Origin of the sequence: Paraburkholderia sp. (genome assembly GCF_036488505.1) — a bacterium.
Lineage (GTDB): Bacteria > Pseudomonadota > Gammaproteobacteria > Burkholderiales > Burkholderiaceae > Paraburkholderia.
Genome location: NZ_DASXHN010000196.1, coordinates 1 through 19954, shown reverse-complemented (window position 1 = coordinate 19954; position 19954 = coordinate 1). Strand labels below are relative to the sequence as shown.

Below are 19954 nucleotides of genomic sequence, written 5' to 3'. Positions count from 1 at the left end.
ACGCGTTGCGAATCCGTGAATCCGTGAATCGACCGAACTTGCCGTCGCTAACAGGGTTGATTGCGATCGCGCGCTTTCGGTCAGATACGCTTTGCTTCCCGAATGCTCTTCAGAAACGCGCGTGTTCTGTCGCGCGTCGGGTCGCCGAAGATCTGCTCTGGCGGCCCTTCTTCGTACACGGCGCCGTCGCACAGAAAACAGACCTTCGATGAAACCTCGCGCGCAAACCCCATCTCGTGCGTCGCGAGCAACATCGTCATGCCTTCGCTCGCGAGATCGCGCACGATGTTCAGCACTTCGGAAACCAACTCGGGATCCAGTGCGGACGTGATTTCATCGAGCAACAGCACCATCGGGTCCATCGCCAGCGCGCGCACAATCGCCACGCGCTGCTGCTGACCGCCCGAGAGCCTGTCCGGATATTCCTTTGCCTTGTGCGCGAGGCCAACGCGCTTGAGCAGCGCCATCGCACGTTGTTCCGCTTCGTCTTTCTTCTGCTTCAGAACGCGAATCGGCGCGAGCGTCACGTTCTCGAGCACGCTCATATGCGGAAACAGGTTGTAGCCCTGAAACACGATGCCGATGTCGCGACGCAATGCATCCACGTCGACGCCGCGCCCAGTGATACGGTCGCCGTGGACCAGTATTTCGCCATCGTCGATCAATTCCAGACCGTTGATACAGCGCAGCAGAGTCGACTTCCCCGAGCCGGACGGTCCGATCAGGCATACGACATCATGCTCGTCGACCGTCATCGCGAGGCGCTTGATGACCGGCACCTCACCATACGATTTAGAAATATCGCGAATGTCGATAAACGACATGGAGTCTCCGTCAGGCTTCGCCGGCACGCATGCGCGCGCGGTCGCGGCGCATCATCCGCTCGACGAATCGGGTTTGCGGAATCGATACGACGATGAAAAGCAGAGCGACCGTGCTGACCGCCGAAAGATTGTAGTAATTCGACGCGATCAACATCGACTGATTGAATGAATCGATCACGCCGACGACCGACACCAGCGCGGTATCTTTCTGCAACGAGATAAACGAATTGAGCAGTGGCGGAATGATCTGCCGGATGCCTTGTGGAATGATCACGAATCGCAAGGTCTGGAAATGGGACAGGCCAAGCGAACGGGCGGCGGCGCTCTGGCTCCAGTGAATGCTCAGGATACCCGCGCGATAAATCTCCGCGACGTAAGCGCCGACGGTCAACGTCAACGCGACGATCACGAACACCGTCAGCGAAAAATCTTTCAGCAACGGTATGCCGGTCAGCGGAACGCCGAAACCGACCAGATAGATCACCAGCACCGCGGGCACCGCGCGGAAGATATCGACATACGCGGTGGCGATCAGACGAACCGGCTTGCCAGCCGCGCCGGGCGCGAACATCGCGAGCGCGACGACCAGCCCCCAGATCAACACCAGTACTTCCGTAATGACGGAGATCTTCACGTTCATCCAGAACGCGGCAAGCACTAATGGAAATGTCTTCACCATCAGGGGCACCAGGAAGAACGTCTTGGCGACCGCCTGATGGTTGACCAAAAAGAACTGGCACACGACGACGACGACCAGTTGCGCCAATGCATAGCCCAACGCGATAAAGCACTGGTCGCGAGCGTCCGAGCGAGCGCCGCGTGCTTGCGCGAGATCGCCGCGCGCGGCCGCATCGCGAATCCGGCCGCACGCCCGCAGCGCCCGCACCACCGGCATGACGAGCGCGATCGAAAGCAACCCGAGAACCACGGCGAGCGCATTGATCCACGCGCCATTGAAACCAGCGGCGACAAACGACGCGCGCATCACGGCGACCGTGTACCAGCTTCCCGTTACGACGGCAACGACCGCCGCGATCGATGCGAGCAGTAGTGACGTGGGCACGCACGGCGCGCGCCCCATCCTCAAACGACGCCCGTGGCCCGTGGGGCTCGGCATCACGTCGCTTGTCTGTCGCGTTGCATTGCTCATGGTTCAGGCTCGTTGGGTTGAGTGCCGGATCGAGTCGCTCAGGGGTTCAGCACCGGCACTTTGGTCGGATCCACGCCGAGTTCCGGCGTCAGGTATTTGGCGCTCAGCTTCTCCAGCGTGCCGTCTTTCTTCATGCCTTCGATCACCTGGTTGAATGCCGCCAGATTCGGCGAATCCTTGTTGACCAGTCCGCCCCACTTTTCCCCGGTATCGAAACGGCCGACTACTTGCAGCGCGCCGTTCGCATTTTTCGCGCGCAAAAGAACGTTCGGCGTGTCGTAGACCACCGCATCGACCTGCCCGGCGGCCAGTGCGGTGTACATCGACGGCGGATCGTTGAACACCTTCGGCGGCTCGGCGGGCTTTACTTTCTCAACGATGTAGTCGTAAGCCGTGGTGCCCCGCTCAACCGCATAACGAAGGCTGGCGAGATTGTTCTTGTCGACCTTCGTGCCGGTCTTGACAAGAATTCCCTGATCGGAATTGAAGTACGGCTCGGTGAAATTCACGACCTGCTTGCGCGGCTCGGTGATCGTGATTTCGCTCAGCGCGATATCGAACCCCTGCGATTGGCCGGTCAGAATCTGCTGGAAGGACCGGCTCACCAGGACGACCCGGTCGAGGCCCGCGCGATACGCGATGTTGGCGGCCATGCAGTACTCGAAGCCGTCCTTGATCGTATCGAGCGAGTCGCCATTCCACCAGCCCGGTACACCGAGAACCGGCCGCACCGACAGCGTGCCCGGAGCCACGGTCGTCAATTTGACCGAGCCTTTCTGGCCGGTGACTTCGCACTTGCCAAAGTCCTGCGCGGCGAATGCGGTGACGGTGATGGCACTCAAAGCGACGCAGACCGCCGCCCGATGAAGCCACGTTGTACGTTTTTGTGCGAGAGGCATGCTGCTTGGCTTCACATTAGTCTCCGTGATTGTGGGGTACTGCTTCTTAACGACCGGCTACACGTCTACAGATTACCGACTACGACGGCAAAGCGAGATCGGGACAAGCCCTGCGCTCAAGCTACGCAAGGTGTCGCGGGCTGCGCGATGCCACCCCGAGGCATGCCGCCCGCTACGTCGCCCCACAGCACCGCATGATCTTCGGGCAACGCGCGCGAGTTAGGCACCGACAGCCACAGCCTCATCAGCATCCGGTCCTGGCCGGTCGTCGCGTCGTCCTTGAAGGCGGTACGCCCGTGATAGACGATATGGTTGTTCAGAAGCTGGATGTCGCCAGGCGCGAAGCGCATTTCGAAGCACTGCTCCTGAGCGAGTTCAAGCAGCATCCGCAACGCTTCGTGCTCGGCATCGGTCAGCTTGCGCACGCCCGAAAGCAACTGCGCATTCTCGATGTACGTCAGCGAAAAGTGACTCGTGAGCTTGCCGTCGCGAACGCCGAAGACCGGCAGATCGTAACTCACGTACTGGCCGCCGGCTTCCTCGCCGAAGCGGCTGCGCGGGATCGGTTTGCACAGCAGCGCATGCAGATCCGGCCGGCGCTTGAGCATTTCGTTGTACACGGTCGCGCTGCTCGCGAGTTTGCTGACACCGCCTTCGGAGGCTTGACGCACGCACAGCAATCCGACCACGTCGCAGCGGTCGGTATGAAAGCGCAGTTCTCCCGGCGAAAGGGTGCGCGCACCCGACGACAGGAATTCCTTGCCCGATGCGTCCACGGTCGAGCCATAGAGTCTCGCGCCGACGCCGGCGCCTTCGTCCTTGATCTCGCGCATCAGTTCGCCTCGGCGGTTCTGGAACATCGGCGTGCCGAAGTGACGGCCCAGCGCATACCAGATGCGGCGCAACTGCTGCTGGTCATAACAGCCGACATCGAGGCCGCGAACTTTCACCATGCCCGAGCCGTTCTCGAGTTCTTCGCGCACATCGTCGAAGAAAGCCTGTGCGCTCGGCAGCGGGAAGTTAGCGCGGTCGACGCCGGGCCAGTCGATGTCAGCCGACTTGCGCACGGCGCTGTCGATCTCATCCAGCACGGCGGGCGGGAAGTCTTTCACCCATCGAGGGTTGTCGTACATTCCGGCACCGTTCCACACACACGCACCTTGCAGGTAATCGGCGGATGACATGGGTTCTCCAAAGTGATTGAGGACCTAAGTGGTCTCGGCCCTGATCGTCGATGTGTCCAGCACGGGCGCTACTGCCGCGTCGCAGGTTGTATATACAAGATATGCAAGATAAGTCGCGGGCAGTTTTCCTTCAAGCGGTTCCCGTAAGAATGAGGGCAAACACCTATCCGTGGTGGCGGCGTGATGCCGGCTGAGCGCCATGGAGTCGACTTCGATGAAGAACCGTCCGCGATCAATAACCCGGCACCATCTTCATCTGTGGCCGCAGCAGCAGATAAAACGCGGCAGCGTGCGTGATCGCGAGTACCGGCACGTAGATCACCGGAATCGCGTACATCGCGCCGAATTCGCCCGCCCGCATGGGCACATCGGCTTGAACCGCGTGGTAGTAATCGACGATAAGATCGGTCGCCCCCACCACATTGAAAGCCACGACGAACGACCAGAACAGCGGCCGTATCCGGGCGGCGAGCAGCGCCGACATCGCCAGCAACCCCGTTGCGAAGTCACCGTAGGCGGCGAAGACGGTGAAGCTCGCCGGCAAGCCGGCACCCACGACGCCTGGCAACATGAACGCCAGGCCGAAAAAACGGAAGCTATGCAACGTGGCGATGGCGCGCTGTGCATCGAACACGTCCATCGATTTCAGCCTCGGCCATACATAGGTGCGAAAACAAAGCAGCCACGCGACATAGCCGAAAACGAGGTGCAGCTGGAAAAGAAGTTGCGGCGACATAGAGCCTCCTGAGCGGTTTCCGAAGGATTTCGGACAGGCGTCAGGTGTACCATCGTCCGGCGCGAACGACTATTCCTCACAATGTTGACGGCCTATGAAGCAGAACTTCACAGTCAGGCAGGGCGCACTCGATGGCGTCGAGGTTTTCCTGAGCGTGGCCGAGCATCGCAGTTTTCGCCGGGCCGCGGCGCAGCTCGGCGTGACGCCGTCGGCCGTCAGCCAGACCGTGCGTGTGCTCGAAGAGCGGATCGGCGCGGCGCTTTTCACGCGCACCACGCGCAGCGTCGGCCTGACTGAAGCCGGCGAGCGGTTTCTGACGCGCGTAAAGCCCGCGTTCGAAGAACTGGTCGCGGCCAGCGAAGTGGCGCGCGGACTCGGCCAGCGGCCGGCGGGCCTGTTGCGTCTGTCGGTGCCGCGCGCGGTGGTTCCGCTGCTGCTCGAGCCGCTGATCGCGTCGTTCTGCAACGCCTATCCCGAAGTCGAGGTGGAGATCTCCACAAGCAGGGAGTTGGTCGACCTTGCGGCGGAGGGGTTCGACGCCGGTATCCGGCTCGGCCAGTACGTCGACGCCGACATGGTCGCGGTGCCGATGACGCCGCCGCTGCGTTTCGTCGTCGTTGGCAGCCCCGCGTACCTGATGCGGCGCAACCGTCCTGAACACCTCGACGATCTGCGTCAGCACGCGTGCCTGCGCTGGCGCCGTTCCAGCGGCGCACTCGCGCTATGGTCGTTCAATGACAACGGTCAGCCGATCGAAATCGCCGTGTCCGGTCCGCTGATCGCCAGCGATTTCTCGACGATGCTTGGCGCGGCGATCGAAGGCGTGGGCCTTGCGCAGGTACCGGAGCCGATGGCCGTCGAAGGCTTGAAAACAGGCAAGCTCGTGCAAGTGCTGCACCCCTACGCGCCCGTGATTCCCGGCGTGTTTCTCTACTATCCGGGCCGCCGGCAGATGCTGCCGAAGCTGCGCGCGTTCATCGACCATGTGAAGAGCCGCGCAGCAGATAGCCAGTCCGCTGGTGCGAAACACGCGAAGCAGGTGACATCGACGAAGAAGGCCGACGGCTAGCGGGAACGCCCGGCTGACGTTGCGACTAGATGTCACGTCCCCAGCGACCTCACCAGTCTCGTCAGATTTTGCGGCTGCACATGGATGATTCCGCCACGCGGGCTGTCGATATCCGCGATGAGCCCGAGCGAAAGCGCCACCGTGATGGGCAGGACCACGATGAGCAGGCCTCTGCGAATATGGCCCTTCGCACCGTAACCCTGCACGGCACAGGCTAACAGCGCGATCACGATCATCAACGCCCATGCGCCTGGCGGAATCCGGTTTTCCCGCGCGGCCTCGGAGTAGTCCTGCGAGTTGAGTACGTCGTTCATCCCGGTCATCACGGCTGCACCGATTGGGTTCGGCTGGTCCTTCGCCACCTGCGCGGCCAGCCGCCACAGTACGGCTTGAGAGTGTGCCGTCTGATCATCGATGCGCGCGAGTTCACCCGGATCCCGCGTCTGAAAATGCTCGCGCCGCAATTGCGCGTAGTGGATCAGTTCCGCTTTCATCGGTGCGCCGATCGAAGCATCGACCACATCGGCCCGCGCGTACTCGGTACCGACCGCGTTCGCCTCGTTTTCCTCGAGATTCTTGCGCTGATCGTAGCGATTGACGGCCATCGACAGCGTGAAACCGATCAACAGCGCAAGCAGTGTCAGTGTCGACGTTTGCACGATGCTGAAATCGTCGCGCTCTTCGCCGGACAGCGTCACGAAGCGTCGCAGCACCGATGCGCCGAAAGCGATGGCGCCCGCGAAGGAGATCAGAAGCACGACAAACATAACGGCCGGATGGTCGACGAATGACGACATACGATGCCTCCGTTTTCAGACGCCTGTCTTCTATCGGATCCTGGTAATCCACGAACGACCGTTCCTCCCGGTCAGCTCGCAAAGTTGTTAAAGTACCGCTTTCCTGCCATCACCGGCCCGCAGTTCGAAACCATGCGCACCACCCGAGCCATCCACGCCGTCGAACGGCTGAAAACGCGCACCGGCAATCCACGCTTTGCCGCGATCAGTCTGTCCGGCGGGCTGTTCTATCTGGTCGATAAATCGAGCGGCGTCGACAAGAAAGTGTCCGAGCCACTCACGCTCGACGAGTTCGTCAAATTCGTCGACGCATTTGGCCCGCAAAAACCGCGCAAGGCCAGCAAGCTCGATGTCGCGTTCGAAGCGCAAATCAAGAAAAGCAAGGGCAGTTGATGCCGCGCTCGCTTCGCCGCCTACCGGTCGCCTGAATCGCGTCACCCGCGTTCAGCGCGTCACGCTGCGCTACGCGGTTGCGATCTCCTTCCATGCGCCATCCGCGGCGCTGCTTTTCAGCACCGCATCGATAAAACGCAGCCCAGCCACACCGTCATCGACGGTCGTCAACAGTCGGCTTTCCATTGGCGGCGCACGCCCGGCATTCAACGCTTCGATTTGCAACGCCGCGTCCTTGTACAACTGCGCGAACGCTTCCAGATAACCTTCCGGATGCCCCGACGGCACGCGCGTCGCGTGCGCGGCGATCGCGCTTTTCACCCGCGCGCGGGTCAACCGTTCGGCCACTCCGCCCTGCGGCGTAAACCACAGTTCGTTCGGTTGCTCCTGATCGAACGCAAGCGCCGCCTTCGCGCCATAGACACGCAAACGCAGCGCGTTTTCCGCGCCGCTCGCCACCTGACTCGCCCACAACATCCCGCGCGCGCCGCTCGAATAACGCAGCATCGCCTGCACGTGATCGTCGATACGGCGCCCCGGCACGAACGTATGCAATTCCGCCGACAGCGCATGCGGCGTCATTCCCGCCACGAACGCGGCAAGCTGATATGCATGCGTGCCGATATCGCCGAGGCAACCGGCGGGCCCCGCCAGCGCCGGATCGGTGCGCCAGCCCGCCTGCTTGTTCGCGCCGTCCGCTTCAATCGGCTCGGCGAGCCAGTCCTGCGCATATTCGACCTGCACGACACGTATCTCGCCCAGCTCACCGCGCTCGACCAGCTCGCGCGCATGCCGCACGAGTGGATAGCCGGAATACGTATGCGTCAACGCAAAGAGCCGCTGCTTGTCGCGCGCGAGCCTGGCGAGTGCTTCACCCTCCGCGAGTGAAATCGCCAAGGGCTTGTCGCAGATCACGTGAATCCCCGCTTCGAGAAAAGCGGTCGCGACCGGCGCATGCAGATGATTCGGCGTGACGATCGCGACCGCGTCGATACCGTCGTCGCGCGCGGCTTCGGCGCGCGCCATCTCGCGCCAGTCCGCGTAACTGCGTGCGATACCCGCGTCGGCCGCGCTCGCTTGCGCGCGCTGCGGATCGGACGACAGCGCGCCCGCCACCAGTTCGAAGCAGTCGTCGAGCCGCGCGGCGATTCGATGCACGGCGCCGATAAACGCGCCCTGCCCGCCACCGACCATACCGAGTTTGAGCCTTGTTCGTTGCATTGCTTCGCGCTCCCTGGGTTGAGCCGCCGCCACCATCACGCCATCAAATCCCGAGCACGTTTTTCAGTTGCGCGGTATCGACGCCGCTGCCCGCGAAATCGTCGAATGCATGCTCGGCCACGCGGATGATGTGGCGGCGAATAAACTCGGCGCCCTCGCGCGCGCCATCGTGCGGATGCTTCAACGCGCATTCCCATTCGAGCACGGCCCAGCCCGGAAAATCGAACTGCGCCATCTTCGAGAAGATCGCGCCGAAATCGATCTGCCCATCGCCGAGCGAGCGAAAACGCCCCGCGCGTTCGACCCAGCCGCTATAGCCGCCATATACGCCCTGCTTGCCGGTCGGCCGAAACTCCGCGTCCTTCACATGGAACGCCTTGATGCGCTCGTGATAGATGTCGATAAACGCGAGGTAGTCGAGCTGTTGCAGCACGAAATGGCTCGGGTCGTACAGGATGTTTGCGCGCGGATGCTGTTTGACCGCTTCGAAAAAGCGCTCGAACGTCACGCCGTCGTGCAGGTCCTCGCCCGGATGCAACTCATAGCAAACGTCGACGCCGGCCGCATCGAACGCATCGAGAATCGGCGTCCAGCGGCGCGCCAGTTCGTCGAACGCGGCCTCGACGAGCCCGGCCGGGCGCTGCGGCCAGGGGTAGAGATACGGCCACGCGAGCGCGCCCGAAAACGACACGTGCGTAGCCAGCCCGAGGCGCCGCGACGCCTGCGCAGCGAGCATCATCTGCGCGCTCGCCCACTGCGCGCGCGCCGCCGGATTGCCGCGCACGTGCGGTGCGGCAAAGCCGTCGAACAACGTGTCGTAGGCCGGATGCACGGCGACCAGTTGGCCTTGCAGATGCGTCGACAGTTCGGTGATCGTCACGCCCGCGTTGTCGGCGGTCTCGCGCAGTTCGTCGCAATACGCGTCGCTCGCGGCCGCTTTCTCGAGATCGATCAGACGCGGGTCGCACGGCACCTGGATTCCCTTGAAGCCGAGACCGGCGGCCCAGCCCGCCAAATGTGCGAGATCGTCGAACGGCACCTCGTCGCCCATGAACTGGGCGAGGAAAATTGCCGGACCTTTGATGGTTTTCATCGTACGGCTCCTCGAACTTTGTGCGCGCACGCAGCGTCCCCGGCGTGGCCGCGACGCGTGCGCGCGCTGCACGTCACTCAGAACGGCGAGTCCGGAAAGTAGAACTGCTGCGCGTTTTCTTTCGTGATCAGCACCGACGGTATGATCGTCGTGGCCGGCAGCTTGTCGCCCTTCAGGCGCGCTTCGGCGGTGAGCTTGATCGCGTCGTAGATGAACTTCGGCGAATAGGACACGTCGGCCTTGATCATCGGCGCGCCGTCCATCACGTTCTTCACCATGCCCTTCGAGCCGGCGCCGCCGAACACGATCTTGATGTCGCTGCGCTTGGCCTGGTCGATTGCCTTGATGACGCCGACCGCCATATCGTCGTCGGAGGCCCAGACCGCGTCGATATGCTTGAAGCGCGTCAGATAATCCTGCATCACCTTGAATGCGTCGTCGCGATTCCAGTTCGCGTACTTCGCGTCGAGAATCTTGATGCCCGGATAGTTCTTCATCACGCCGGTGAACGCGGTCCAGCGCTCGTTGTCGAGCGTGGTCGGAATGCCGCGCAGCGCGACGATATCGCCCTTGCCGTCGAGCGCCTTCGCCAGATACTCGGCGGGAATCTTGCCGAACGCGGTGTTGTCGCCGGCCACATACGCATCCTGCGCGCTCGTGTCGGTCAGCCCGCGATCGACGACCGTCACGTACACGCCTTTTTTCTTCACCTGCGCAACGGGTTGCGTGAGCGATGCCGATTCGTACGGGAAGATCACCAGCGCGTTGATCTTGTTGACGGTCACGAGGTCCTGCAACTGGTTCGCCTGCTCGGGCGCACCAGCCGCGGTCTTCACGATCACCTTCAGATCGGGATGCGCTTTCTCCATATCCGCCTTCGCCTTGTTCGCCCACCAGACGATACCGCCGGTGAAGCCGTGGTCGGCTGTCGGAATCGCGACGCCCAGCGTGACCTTGTCGTCGGCACGCGCCGCGCCGGCGGTACCCAGTATTCCCAACGCCAGCATGCCGGCGCCGATCGCTCGAATGACCTGCTTCATGGTTGTGTCTCCATTGATGAGGCGTCCGGGCGCCTCGTTTTCGGATTTGCCGCTGCATTGCCACCGCTGCACTACCGTCTTGCCGCCTCACCGCTACCATCGGCACCCTCGCGCTGCTACCGCCTGCCCCGCTGCACGAACGCGACGAAGATAATCACCACCCCCTGCACCGCCGCGTTCAGATACACGCTGATGATGCTGGTCAGGTTCAGAATGTTCGCGATCACCGATAACAGGATCGCGCCGATCACCGTGCCGACCACGCGCCCCTCGCCGCCCCTGAGCGCGGTGCCGCCGACCACTACCGCGGCGATCGCCTCCAGCTCCCACAGCAGCCCCGTGGTCGGCGTGGCCGAACCGAGCCGCGGCACGTACAGCACCGTCGCGACGCCGACGCAAATGCCCACCAGCACATACGTGACGATCTTCACGGTATCGACGCGAATCGCCGCATAACGCGCGACCTGTTCGTTCGAGCCGATCGCCTGCACATGCCGGCCGAACGCGGTGCGATTGAGGATCAGCGCGCCGCCCGCGGCGACCACGAGGAATACCCAGATCGGCACCGGCACGCCGAACAGGCTCGCGTAGTACACCGGGCCGTACAGATCGGATAGCGAATCGTTGAGCGTCAACGCACCGCCATCCGCGAGCCACGTGAGCACCGCGCGAAAAATTCCCAAGGTGCCGAGCGTGACGATAAACGGCTCGATGCGCCCCTTGGTGATCAGCAGGCCGTGCGCGCAACCGAACAGCGCGCCGAGCACGAGCGCCGCGGCGATGCCGAGCGCCAGGATCGCGAGCGGCGCGAGTGCATGACCGGCCGCGCCCGAGGCCAGCGTGTTCATCAGCCAGATCATGCTGCCCGCGATCAGCGCGGCCATCGACCCGACCGACAGATCGATGCCGCCCGAAATGATCACGAAGGTCATGCCGACCGCGATGATGCCGATGAACGACGTGCGCGTGAGCACGTTCATCAGGTTGTCGAGCGTCGCGAAGTCGCGGTTCAGCAACGTGCCGACGATGCACAGCAGAATCAGCCCAACCAGCGGGCCGAGCGTGTAAAGACGCCTCGCAACGCGCAGCGCGCGGCCGCTCTGCACGGCTTCAGTGGGTGCCGGTCGCATGAGCGATCAACTCCTCTTCGGTCAGATGGTCGAGCGTGAGCGTCGCCTGCAAACGGCCCGCGCGCATCACCGCTACGCGATGGCACAAGCCGATCAGCTCGATCAGTTCGGATGAAATGACGATCACCGCGCGGCCCTGCGCGGCCAGACGATGGATCAGGAAATAGATGTCGCGTTTCGCGCCGACATCGACGCCGCGCGTCGGCTCGTCGAGCACGATCACGTTCGGCTCGGGCTGCAGGAACTTCGCGAGCGCGAGCTTCTGCTGATTGCCGCCCGAGAGCATGCGCGCACGGCTCGACAGGTCGCCGGTGCGAATGCCGAACTCGCCGACTGCGCGGGTCAACGCCGCGCGCCCCGCCTTCATATCGAGCAGCGGATGCGCGTAGCGTTCGAGCGTCATCAGCGTGACGTTGTCCTGCAGGCTCAGATCGACGTGCAGGCCCTTGCCTTTGCGGTCTTCGCTCAGATACGTGAGGCCGTGGCGCATCGCGTCGCGCGGGTTCTTCAGATCGGCATGACGGCCCGCGATTTCGATCTGGCCGGCGCTGCGTTTGCGCAAACCGATGATTGACTCGAACGCTTCGGTGCGGCCCGCACCGACGAGGCCCGCGAAGCCGAGCACCTCCCCCGCGCGCACGTCGAAGCTGAGATCCTCGACCCAGTCCGGCACCGTCAGGCCGGCGACCCGCAACGCGATGGGCGCGTCGGCCGGCACGGTCAGCTTGGCGGGGAACATATCGGACAGCTCGCGCCCGACCATCAGGTTCGCCATCTGCTGACGCGCGAGGCCCGCGGTCTCGCCGCGCGCGACGAAGCGGCCGTCGCGCATCACGATCACTTCGTCGGTGATCCGTTCGACCTCGTCGAGCTTGTGCGAGATGTAGACGATCGTCACGCCGTCGGCCTTGAGCCGCGTCATCAGCGCGAACAGCCGTTCCGTTTCGGCGGGCGTCAGCGTCGCGGTCGGCTCGTCCATGACCAACAGGCGCGCGCGCCGCGACAGCGCCTTCGCGATCTCAACCATCTGCTTTTCCGCGACGATCAGCTCACGCACCTTGGTATCCGGCGCCTTGTCGAGCCCGACTTGCGCGAGATAGCGCGCTGCGTCCCTGCGCATCGCCGAATCGTCGACGAACCAGCCGCGCCGTTTTTCATGGCCGAGATACATGTTCTGCGCGATCGTCAGATGCTCGGCGAGGTTGAACTCCTGGTGAATCAGCACGATGCCTTGCGCCTCGGCATCGCGCGAGCCGGCAAAGCGCTGGATTTGCCCATCGACGAACACGCTGCCCGAACTCGCCACCTCATAACCGGCGAGGATTTTCATCAGCGTCGACTTGCCCGCGCCGTTCTCGCCAAGCAGGCCATAGATGCGCCCCGGCGCAAGCTCGAAGCTCACGCCGTGCAATACGCGCACCGGACCGAAGTCCTTGCGGATGTCGTCGAAGCGGATCGCGAGGCTCATCGTTCAGGTGCTCCTGCGAATCACCAGGCGATGCGGTAACAACACGCCGGGCACCTCCGCCTGCGGATTCGCGAGACGCTGCAACAACAGACGCGCGGCGGTTTCGCCGAGTTCGCGCATCGGCTGCGCGATCGTCGTGAGCGGTGGATCGATCTGCGCGGCCAGCGAAATGTCGTCGAAGCCCGCCACCGCGACATCGTCAGGCACGCGTTTGCCGACGCTGCGCAAGCCGTGGATCACGCCGATCGCGAGCGTGTCCGACACAGCGAAAATCGCGCTTGGCGCATCCGCCTGCTGAGTCAGCATGGCCGCAGCCGCTGCGCCCGCCTCGTAGTCGAGGCTGTTAAGGTTCATCCGCCAGCGCGGGTCGGGTGTGATGCCTGCGTCGCTCAACGCGTCGAGGTAGCCCTGCTGACGCAGCCGCGCGTAGAGATAGTCGACATCGGAATTGATCAGCCCGATGCGCCGATGGCCGCGCGCGAGCAGGTGCCGCACCGCGTCGCCGGCGGCCTGGTAGTTGTCGATGCCGGCATACGGCACGCCGACCGACGGATCGAACTCGCAGCACGCGACCCATGGCAGCGCGTGCGACGCGTCGCCGAGCGCCTGCTGGATCGTCGCCGGATCGAGACAGATCGCGCCGTCCGCGCGGCGTCGCCGCAGCATGTCGAAGTAGCTGCGCTCGCGGCCGGGGTCCGCGCCGGTATCGCACAGCAGCATGAAGTAACCGTGCTGGCGCGCGACGCTGTCGATGCCGCGCACGATCTCCGCGTAGAACGGATTGCCGAAGTCCGGGACCATCGTTAGCAGCAGGCGGCTTTCGGCGGTGCGCAGATTGCGCGCAAGTTCGTTCACGCGATAGCCGCTCGCGTCGATCGCGGCGAGCACCTTGTCGCGCGTGGCGGGCCGCACGTTCTCGTGACCGTTCAGCACGCGCGACACCGTCGCGACCGATACGCCCGCCTGCTGGGCCACCCCGGAAATCGACGGCCTTTGGGCTGCCTGTTGCGAGCGCGCCCGAGCCTGGCCGGCTCTCGCAGACCGCTGAGCGAACACCGAAACAGGCGACGATCGGGACGGCGGTCTGGACACGGCGGCTCGCGCGGAAATGTAATCGATTACATTTTTGAGCGATCGCAGCGCGAATCGCAAGAACCGATCGCTAGGGATTAACACGGGGGCGTTGCCACCAACGCGAACAATTGCCGCCGGTTTTGTGCCGGCGAGTGTCCCGGCGCAACCCGGCCATTTGGTACAATTCCGCAGTTACCCTGATGCGGCTTGCGGTCTGAAGGTTTTCCCGCCAAGCCGCGCCCTACGGCACTCGGCCGCGGCCAAGTCAGGGCAAAAGACCGCGGCACATCTCTCGCCTCGCCAACCCAAAAACCGCCGAATCCATCATGAACATCGAGCAAGCGCGTTTCAACATGATCGAACAGCAGATCCGCCCCTGGGAAGTGCTCGACCAGGACGTGCTGAATCTGCTATCGATCGTCAAGCGTGAGAATTTCGTCCCCGCCGCCTACCGCGATCTCGCTTTCGTCGACTTCGAAGTGCCGCTGCCGGCCGGCCAGCATATGCTGGCACCGCGCGTCGAGGCGCGTACGCTGCAGGAGCTGGCGGTGAAGAAGCACGAAAGCGTGCTCGAAGTCGGCGCGGGCTCCGGTTACATGGCTGCGCTGCTCGCGCACCGCGCGCAGCACGTGCTCACTGTCGACATCGAGCCGGAACTGGCCGAACTGGCGAAGCACAACCTGATCGCCAATGGCGTGCTGAACGTCGAAGTCGCGACCGGCGACGCGTCGCGCGGCTGGACGGGCGCGGCGCCGTACGACGTGATCTGCGTGTCGGGCGGCCTGCCGGTGCTGCCGCAGGACATCCTCGAACAGCTGAAGGTGGGCGGCCGTCTCGCGGCATTCGTCGGCGCCGCACCGGTGATGAGGGCGCAGATCATCACACGTATCGACGAAAAGCAGTACCGCATCGCCGACGTGTTCGAAACCTACGTCGAGCCGCTCGCCAACGCGGTGCAGCCGTCGCGTTTCAAGTTCTAGGCGGTATCTCAAGGCGGCTTGCGGGCCGCGTCATCGCTCACTCCCCTCGAACCGAATACTCCGCTGATGCAAAATCTGACCGCTCCCGCACTCGCCGAATGGCTCGCCGATACGTCGCGCCCGGCGCCCGTGCTGCTCGACGTGCGCGAACCGTGGGAACTGCAAACCGCGTCGATGGCTGGCGTCGTATCGATTCCAATGCGCGACATCCCCGCTCGCAGCGAAGAACTCGACGACGATGCGCAGATAGTCTGCATCTGCCACCACGGCGCGCGCAGCGCACAAGTTGCGATGTTCCTCGAATCGCGCGGCCATACCAATGTTTTCAATCTGCAAGGCGGCATCGACGCCTGGTCCCGCCAGGTCGATCCTTCGATTCCGACGTATTGACGCTCACCGCGCGTTAGCGCGTTGAAGCGGCGCAAGGACTGATGGTTTTTGCGCAGGCTGTCTTCTTGCTGCGACCGAAATGATGACGAAAACCCTGCAAGGTCGACGGCTTGCGGGGTTTTGTCGTTTTTGCTCCGTCATTGAGCCATCCCTGGCCGAGACGGACGGTTCTTGCGGCGCTTTTGAGCCGCGCCGCCACTGTTGCGCGCACTCGCGAAAACAGCGGCAATTTTGGGCCGTCGCCCATGGATGGACAAGCTGTCGCACGGTAATTATCTGGTTGTTGCCGATCCAGGCATCGACTCGAAATAAACCGTGGGCACCTATGTCTTTCTCCGTATTTGAAATGCACTCGGTGGAACTGTTTTGCTACAGGCCACTGGGTGCGCGTTATGTCATCTGCGACGAATGGCACTATAACGCGTGCCTGAAAAAGGCCGCCGATCTCACGAAAGCCAAAGCGCAGACCCAGGAATTTCTCGGTATTGCCGGACTGAACAGTTGGGACGGGGCACGGGACCGGAATTTTCACGCGTCTCAACCTACTCAACGACGGCCGATTCAAGGAATAGAAGATAGCGATGCCCCATCCGCTGTATGACCTGCTCGGCAAACTTGACGATGCCAAAATTCACTACTCCATAAGCCGCCAAAGACCGGACAGCGTGCTGGTTTCCATCGCCGTTGTCGGCCAGCGCATCGAAGTCGACGTGTTCGGCGATGGCCATATGGAAGTGTCTCGTTTCGTTGGGCACGAAGATATCGAAGGCGGAGCGGAAGTAGTCGAGTCAATTGTCACGCTTGGCTGATCTTGACCGCCGTCGCGATAATCGCGGCTTGGCGCTTGATTTATACGTGTCAATGGCGATGCGAGGGCCTTTTCCCAAATGAAAATCATCGAAAAATACGAATTGTTTCATGACTGGTACCTGCTCGGTATAGCAGCCGACATGGACAACGAGCTGGTCGAACTTCGTCTGATGTTCGACAACAGGAAAGACCGGGTGCGACTGTCGTTTAGCGGAGCCACCCGATGTTGGGTCAACGACTTTCTGATACAGAACATCATTTATTCGATCAAGGTGCTGACCGATTTCGATTCGGACGAATACCGGAACGTATTAGCGTTGCTGGACAAGTCATATTCGTGGGGGGAAGGGAAACCGTTGAAAAACATTGCGGTTATTGAAGCCACATTAGGCGCTGAATTGCTTATCGAGTTTGATTCCGTCGAAGTCGAACCCGAAGCATCGTGAATTCCGCTCGCCGCACTGCAAAAAAGCATCGCAAACGCTGCCCGGGGTGCTCATCCACAGCCCCGCTCTTCGACAGGCGTGCACCACCTCGGCTCAAGTTATCCGCGGCCAAACCGTTAAACAGACTGTGAAACGAGCCCGCGTTGGCGTAAGCGGGCTGAAGCACGACGCAGGGTCGTGGCTTGCGCGAAGGTTATGGCTCCGATGACCGATGGGGTAACAGCACGGGCAACCAGCTGATGGAAAAGTTCGATGCCACTGGCGGCGCGTTCACCTCCGCGGATCAGGAGGACCGGTGGACGTATCACGCCGGCACCATCGACGCACTTCGATCGACCTGCGCGACACCCGCCGTGCAACGCGAGGCTGCGGGATACCGCTTCGAATACTGGATCGACACGTCGGATGCGACGTCGCCGTGGTACGTCGCGGTGTTCGGGCGAAACGGCGTGCTGGTCGGCTTCCTGTCTTTCGGCCCGCGCGGCGACGTGTTGCTCGCCAACGAAGTGGCGGTGAGAAAGGCTTTTCGCAGAAGAGGGATTGCGTCGGCGATGTACAGCCTCGGCGAGCACGCGACGCAACGCAAGTTCATACCGTCGAGCCGCGCTTCGCCGTACGGCGCGGCGTTCTGGGCGAACCGGTGCGCGCGCATGCATTGACGAGAAACGCTGCCGGCCGCAAACGGTTTGCTGGCCGTTGCAACTCGGGCATGGCCATTTGGCCAGCGCCAAAACGTTTAACAGGGGGAGACCATGGATGACAAAGCTCAACTTAGACGCGAGTTCTATCTGAATTCTCCCTCCTACTGCAGGGTGATGAACGTCGTGTCGGCGGTGACCTTTGGTCTGTTCGACGTGAACAGCGGCGGCACCGTCGGCATGCTGTCGGTTCGCTGGGAAAAGCTCGGCAACGAACTCGCGCCGCAGATGCATGCGTATTACGACAGTTGGCACGTACTCGCGTCGTTCCCCGACGTGCTTGCGCGAATGGCCGAAATGACCGCTCCGTCGTGTTCGCCGGAAGCGTTCTGTCAGCTTCTGCTGGATTGCGGATTCATCGATCGCGCCGAACGTGGGCTGAATGATCACGTCGAGCCGTCGCTGATCCGCTAGGCGCGCCCGCTTTGCAGTTTCGGTTGCCCAAAATATCAATGACGATGGAGTAACTTATGCCCGTGACGGTTCACGTCGAATATCAGTACTGCCAGCATGGCAAGAAAGCGGTCAACACAGGCACCGACCTGCTGACCGTGGAGGAAAACGCTCCTCGCGCGATCGTTGCCGTCCTGCGCTTGTTGCACCCGCATTGGGAAGGCATCAAGGTGCTGTCCGCGACCGAGGCATCAGCCCAGCCCAGCGCTTCGTAATCGCAGGAACGATTCGCGCCCGACGCGCCATCGCGACGCGTCGGGTGCCGCCCGGATCGCATGCGTGCAGTGCTACTCCGGCAACAACGCCGCCAATACATCCACCGTGCGCGCCGTCGCCCCGCGATGCCGCGCCGCGAACGCCGCCGCTGCCCCGCCCATCGCCAGGCGACGCGCCCTGTCGCCGAACAGCTCACGCAACGCCCGCGCCAGCTCGGCCGGGTCCTGCACCTGCACCGCGGCGCCCGCCGCGACCGCATCCGCGGTAGCCTGCGTGAAGTTGAACACGTGCGGCCCGATCAGCACCGGCACGCCGACCGCGCACGCCTCGATCAGATTCTGCCCGCCAAGCGGCAACAGACTGCCGCCGATAAACGCCAGATCCGACGCCGCATAGTAAGCGCCCAGCTCGCCCATCGAATCGCCGAGCAGCACCTTCACCTCCCGCGGCAACGGCGGCACGCCGCCTTCCGCGCCGAGCGCCGCCGACGCGACCTTGGCGTCGGGCGCCCAGTTCGAGCGCCGTTCAAGCCGTAACCCGGCCTTGTCGACGAGCGCCGCGACCTCGTTGAAGCGCTGCGGGTGGCGCGGCACCAGAATCAGCAGCGCGTCATCGACGCCGAGCGCCCCGAATGCTTCCAGCACCAGCGCCTCCTCACCCTCGCGCGTACTCGCCGCGACCCACACGGGCCGCGGGCCGATGGCCGCGCGCCACGCATGACCGCGCGCCGCCAATTCAGACGGCGTACTCATGTCGAACTTCAGATTGCCCAGCACCGCGACATTGCGCGCGCCCAGCGCGGTCAACCGCTGCGCATCCGACGGGCTCTGCGCGAGCACGCGGGCGAAGCCGCCGAACACGCCCTTCGTCGCGCCGCCGAACTTGGCCGCACGCTTGTACGAGCGCGCCGACATCCGCGCATTGGTCAACACCAGCGGCACTTCGGCGCGCCGGCATTCGTCGATCAACGTCGGCCAGACCTCGGTTTCCATCACCAGCCCCAGCGACGGCCGCCACGCATGCAGAAAGCGCCGCACCGCGTGCGGCATGTCATACGGCAGATAGCTGCGCAACACGCGATCGCCGAAAATTTCCGTACCGGTAGCGCGGCCGCTCGGCGTCATATGTGTCAGCAGAATGCGCGCGTCGGGCCGCGCGTTCTTCAGCGCATCGATGAGCGGCTGTGCGGCGCGCGTCTCGCCGACCGACACCGCGTGCACCCAGATCAGCGGCGCGCTGTCCTCGGGCAGACGTCCGCGGGAATAACCGAAGCGCTCGCCGATATGCTCGCGATAACCGCGCTCGTTGCGCGAACGGATCAATAGACGGAGCACCGCCAGCGGCGCAATGAGCCACCACAGCGCGCGATAGATCGCCCTTAGCATTGGCGCTCCGCATCGCTGAAATCATTCGGACGGCTGACGCGATCGACGTCGTGCACGGATTGGAGGCACCGGGCGCTCAGCTCCCAGCGCAGCAGGCAAGCCGGCGCCTGCCTCGCAATGGTCAAACCAACCGCGGCGCTCAAACCAGCGCCCTGCCCGTCAGGCGCTCGAGAATGCCGAGCGGCGCGCACTCCGGCTGCGCCATCGCCTTCACCGGCAGGAAGAAGGTCTGCTCCAGCATGAACTGACCGGACATCACCGCGTGCGAAGTCTGGTCGGAAAAGCACACCCACACGCAGCCCGGCGGAAACGGTATGGTTTGCTGCGGGCTGGTCTTCTGATAGTCGAGGTCGGCCTTCATCCCGTCGTGCAGATGCAGCATCAGATGGTCGTAATCGCTGCGCGGCGACTTCGTCACGTGCAGCAGATTCAGCAGCCACGCGGAGCCCGGCATCTGCGGCTTGATGCGCGGCAGGAAACGCCGCGCCATGTCCTCGA

The 19954-nt window shown here is 63.2% G+C and carries 24 protein-coding genes; 10 read left to right on the top strand and 14 right to left on the bottom strand.

Annotation, left to right across the window (positions count from 1 at the left end; translation table 11 throughout):
- Positions 1–80: 80 nt before the first annotated feature.
- From VGH68_RS11615 to VGH68_RS11595, 5 genes are all read right to left on the bottom strand, one after another.
- Positions 81–824 carry an amino acid ABC transporter ATP-binding protein gene (locus tag VGH68_RS11615; RefSeq protein ID WP_331603768.1) on the bottom strand — a complete coding sequence of 248 codons (744 nt, stop codon included), beginning with the start codon at positions 822–824 and terminating at the stop codon, positions 81–83.
- Positions 825–834: 10 nt separating this feature from the next.
- Complete coding sequence (locus VGH68_RS11610) at positions 835–1974, bottom strand: amino acid ABC transporter permease (RefSeq protein ID WP_331603767.1); 1140 nt, start codon at positions 1972–1974, stop codon at positions 835–837.
- Between the two features lie 38 nt (positions 1975–2012).
- Entirely contained in the window at positions 2013–2816 is an 804-nt protein-coding gene (locus VGH68_RS11605) for an ABC transporter substrate-binding protein (protein ID WP_331603766.1), read from the bottom strand.
- 173 nt (positions 2817–2989) lie between these two features.
- Entirely contained in the window at positions 2990–4057 is a 1068-nt protein-coding gene (locus VGH68_RS11600) for a TauD/TfdA family dioxygenase (RefSeq protein WP_331603765.1), read from the bottom strand.
- A 232-nt stretch (positions 4058–4289) separates the two neighbouring features.
- The gene (locus VGH68_RS11595) at positions 4290–4793 is read right to left on the bottom strand and encodes a hypothetical protein (protein ID WP_331603764.1); all 504 of its coding nucleotides are present in this window, start codon (positions 4791–4793) and stop codon (positions 4290–4292) included.
- Positions 4794–4887: 94 nt separating this feature from the next.
- Between VGH68_RS11595 and VGH68_RS11590 the strand changes: the two genes are divergently transcribed.
- Positions 4888–5862, top strand: a complete 975-nt coding sequence (locus VGH68_RS11590; RefSeq protein WP_331603763.1) for a LysR family transcriptional regulator — start codon at positions 4888–4890, stop codon at positions 5860–5862.
- 32 nt (positions 5863–5894) lie between these two features.
- Here VGH68_RS11590 and VGH68_RS11585 read toward each other — a convergent pair whose 3' ends face one another.
- A complete protein-coding gene (locus VGH68_RS11585) occupies positions 5895–6659 on the bottom strand; it encodes a hypothetical protein (RefSeq protein ID WP_331603762.1) in 765 nt (254 codons plus the stop codon).
- Between the two features lie 132 nt (positions 6660–6791).
- Here VGH68_RS11585 and VGH68_RS11580 point away from each other — a divergent pair, with 132 nt between their 5' ends.
- Positions 6792–7052: a hypothetical protein gene (locus tag VGH68_RS11580; RefSeq protein WP_331603761.1), complete on the top strand. Its 261-nt coding sequence runs from the start codon at positions 6792–6794 to the stop codon at positions 7050–7052.
- Between the two features lie 69 nt (positions 7053–7121).
- On the opposite strand, the gene VGH68_RS11575 is transcribed toward VGH68_RS11580, so the two are convergent.
- The 6 genes from VGH68_RS11575 to VGH68_RS11550 form a co-directional block, all read right to left on the bottom strand.
- Entirely contained in the window at positions 7122–8273 is a 1152-nt protein-coding gene (locus VGH68_RS11575; protein WP_331603760.1) for a Gfo/Idh/MocA family oxidoreductase, read from the bottom strand.
- 43 nt (positions 8274–8316) lie between these two features.
- Positions 8317–9366: a sugar phosphate isomerase/epimerase family protein gene (locus VGH68_RS11570; protein WP_331603759.1), complete on the bottom strand. Its 1050-nt coding sequence runs from the start codon at positions 9364–9366 to the stop codon at positions 8317–8319.
- Positions 9367–9443: 77 nt separating this feature from the next.
- Positions 9444–10406, bottom strand: coding sequence for a substrate-binding domain-containing protein (locus VGH68_RS11565; RefSeq protein ID WP_331603758.1), 963 nt, complete (start codon positions 10404–10406; stop codon positions 9444–9446).
- 116 nt (positions 10407–10522) lie between these two features.
- On the bottom strand, positions 10523–11536 hold the full coding sequence (locus VGH68_RS11560) for an ABC transporter permease (protein ID WP_331603757.1): 1014 nt from the start codon (positions 11534–11536) through the stop codon (positions 10523–10525).
- Positions 11517–13004 carry a sugar ABC transporter ATP-binding protein gene (locus VGH68_RS11555; RefSeq protein ID WP_331603756.1) on the bottom strand — a complete coding sequence of 496 codons (1488 nt, stop codon included), beginning with the start codon at positions 13002–13004 and terminating at the stop codon, positions 11517–11519. The genes VGH68_RS11560 and VGH68_RS11555 overlap by 20 nt, the downstream gene beginning before the upstream one ends.
- 3 nt (positions 13005–13007) lie before the next feature.
- On the bottom strand, positions 13008–14096 hold the full coding sequence (locus VGH68_RS11550) for a LacI family DNA-binding transcriptional regulator (RefSeq protein WP_331603755.1): 1089 nt from the start codon (positions 14094–14096) through the stop codon (positions 13008–13010).
- 308 nt (positions 14097–14404) lie between these two features.
- On the opposite strand from VGH68_RS11550, the gene VGH68_RS11545 reads away from it, so the two are divergent.
- From VGH68_RS11545 to VGH68_RS11510, 8 genes are all read left to right on the top strand, one after another.
- On the top strand, positions 14405–15058 hold the full coding sequence (locus tag VGH68_RS11545; RefSeq protein ID WP_331603754.1) for a protein-L-isoaspartate O-methyltransferase: 654 nt from the start codon (positions 14405–14407) through the stop codon (positions 15056–15058).
- Positions 15059–15124: 66 nt separating this feature from the next.
- The gene (locus VGH68_RS11540; protein WP_331603753.1) at positions 15125–15448 is read left to right on the top strand and encodes a rhodanese-like domain-containing protein; all 324 of its coding nucleotides are present in this window, start codon (positions 15125–15127) and stop codon (positions 15446–15448) included.
- An 82-nt stretch (positions 15449–15530) separates the two neighbouring features.
- Complete coding sequence (locus VGH68_RS11535) at positions 15531–16049, top strand: hypothetical protein (RefSeq protein WP_331603752.1); 519 nt, start codon at positions 15531–15533, stop codon at positions 16047–16049.
- Complete coding sequence (locus tag VGH68_RS11530; protein WP_331603751.1) at positions 16030–16257, top strand: hypothetical protein; 228 nt, start codon at positions 16030–16032, stop codon at positions 16255–16257. The genes VGH68_RS11535 and VGH68_RS11530 overlap by 20 nt, the downstream gene beginning before the upstream one ends.
- Before the next feature lie 78 nt (positions 16258–16335).
- On the top strand, positions 16336–16704 hold the full coding sequence (locus VGH68_RS11525; RefSeq protein ID WP_331603750.1) for a hypothetical protein: 369 nt from the start codon (positions 16336–16338) through the stop codon (positions 16702–16704).
- A gap of 239 nt (positions 16705–16943) precedes the next feature.
- Positions 16944–17363, top strand: coding sequence for a GNAT family N-acetyltransferase (locus tag VGH68_RS11520; protein ID WP_331603749.1), 420 nt, complete (start codon positions 16944–16946; stop codon positions 17361–17363).
- A 93-nt stretch (positions 17364–17456) separates the two neighbouring features.
- Positions 17457–17816, top strand: a complete 360-nt coding sequence (locus VGH68_RS11515) for a hypothetical protein (protein WP_331603748.1) — start codon at positions 17457–17459, stop codon at positions 17814–17816.
- Between the two features lie 56 nt (positions 17817–17872).
- Entirely contained in the window at positions 17873–18070 is a 198-nt protein-coding gene (locus VGH68_RS11510; RefSeq protein WP_331603747.1) for a hypothetical protein, read from the top strand.
- Between the two features lie 72 nt (positions 18071–18142).
- On the opposite strand, the gene waaA is transcribed toward VGH68_RS11510, so the two are convergent.
- Positions 18143–19456 carry a lipid IV(A) 3-deoxy-D-manno-octulosonic acid transferase gene (waaA, locus tag VGH68_RS11505; RefSeq protein WP_331603746.1) on the bottom strand — a complete coding sequence of 438 codons (1314 nt, stop codon included), beginning with the start codon at positions 19454–19456 and terminating at the stop codon, positions 18143–18145.
- A 139-nt stretch (positions 19457–19595) separates the two neighbouring features.
- Positions 19596–19954, bottom strand: a 359-nt coding sequence (locus VGH68_RS11500) for a Kdo hydroxylase family protein (RefSeq protein ID WP_331603745.1), incomplete at its 5' end; no start/stop codon positions are given.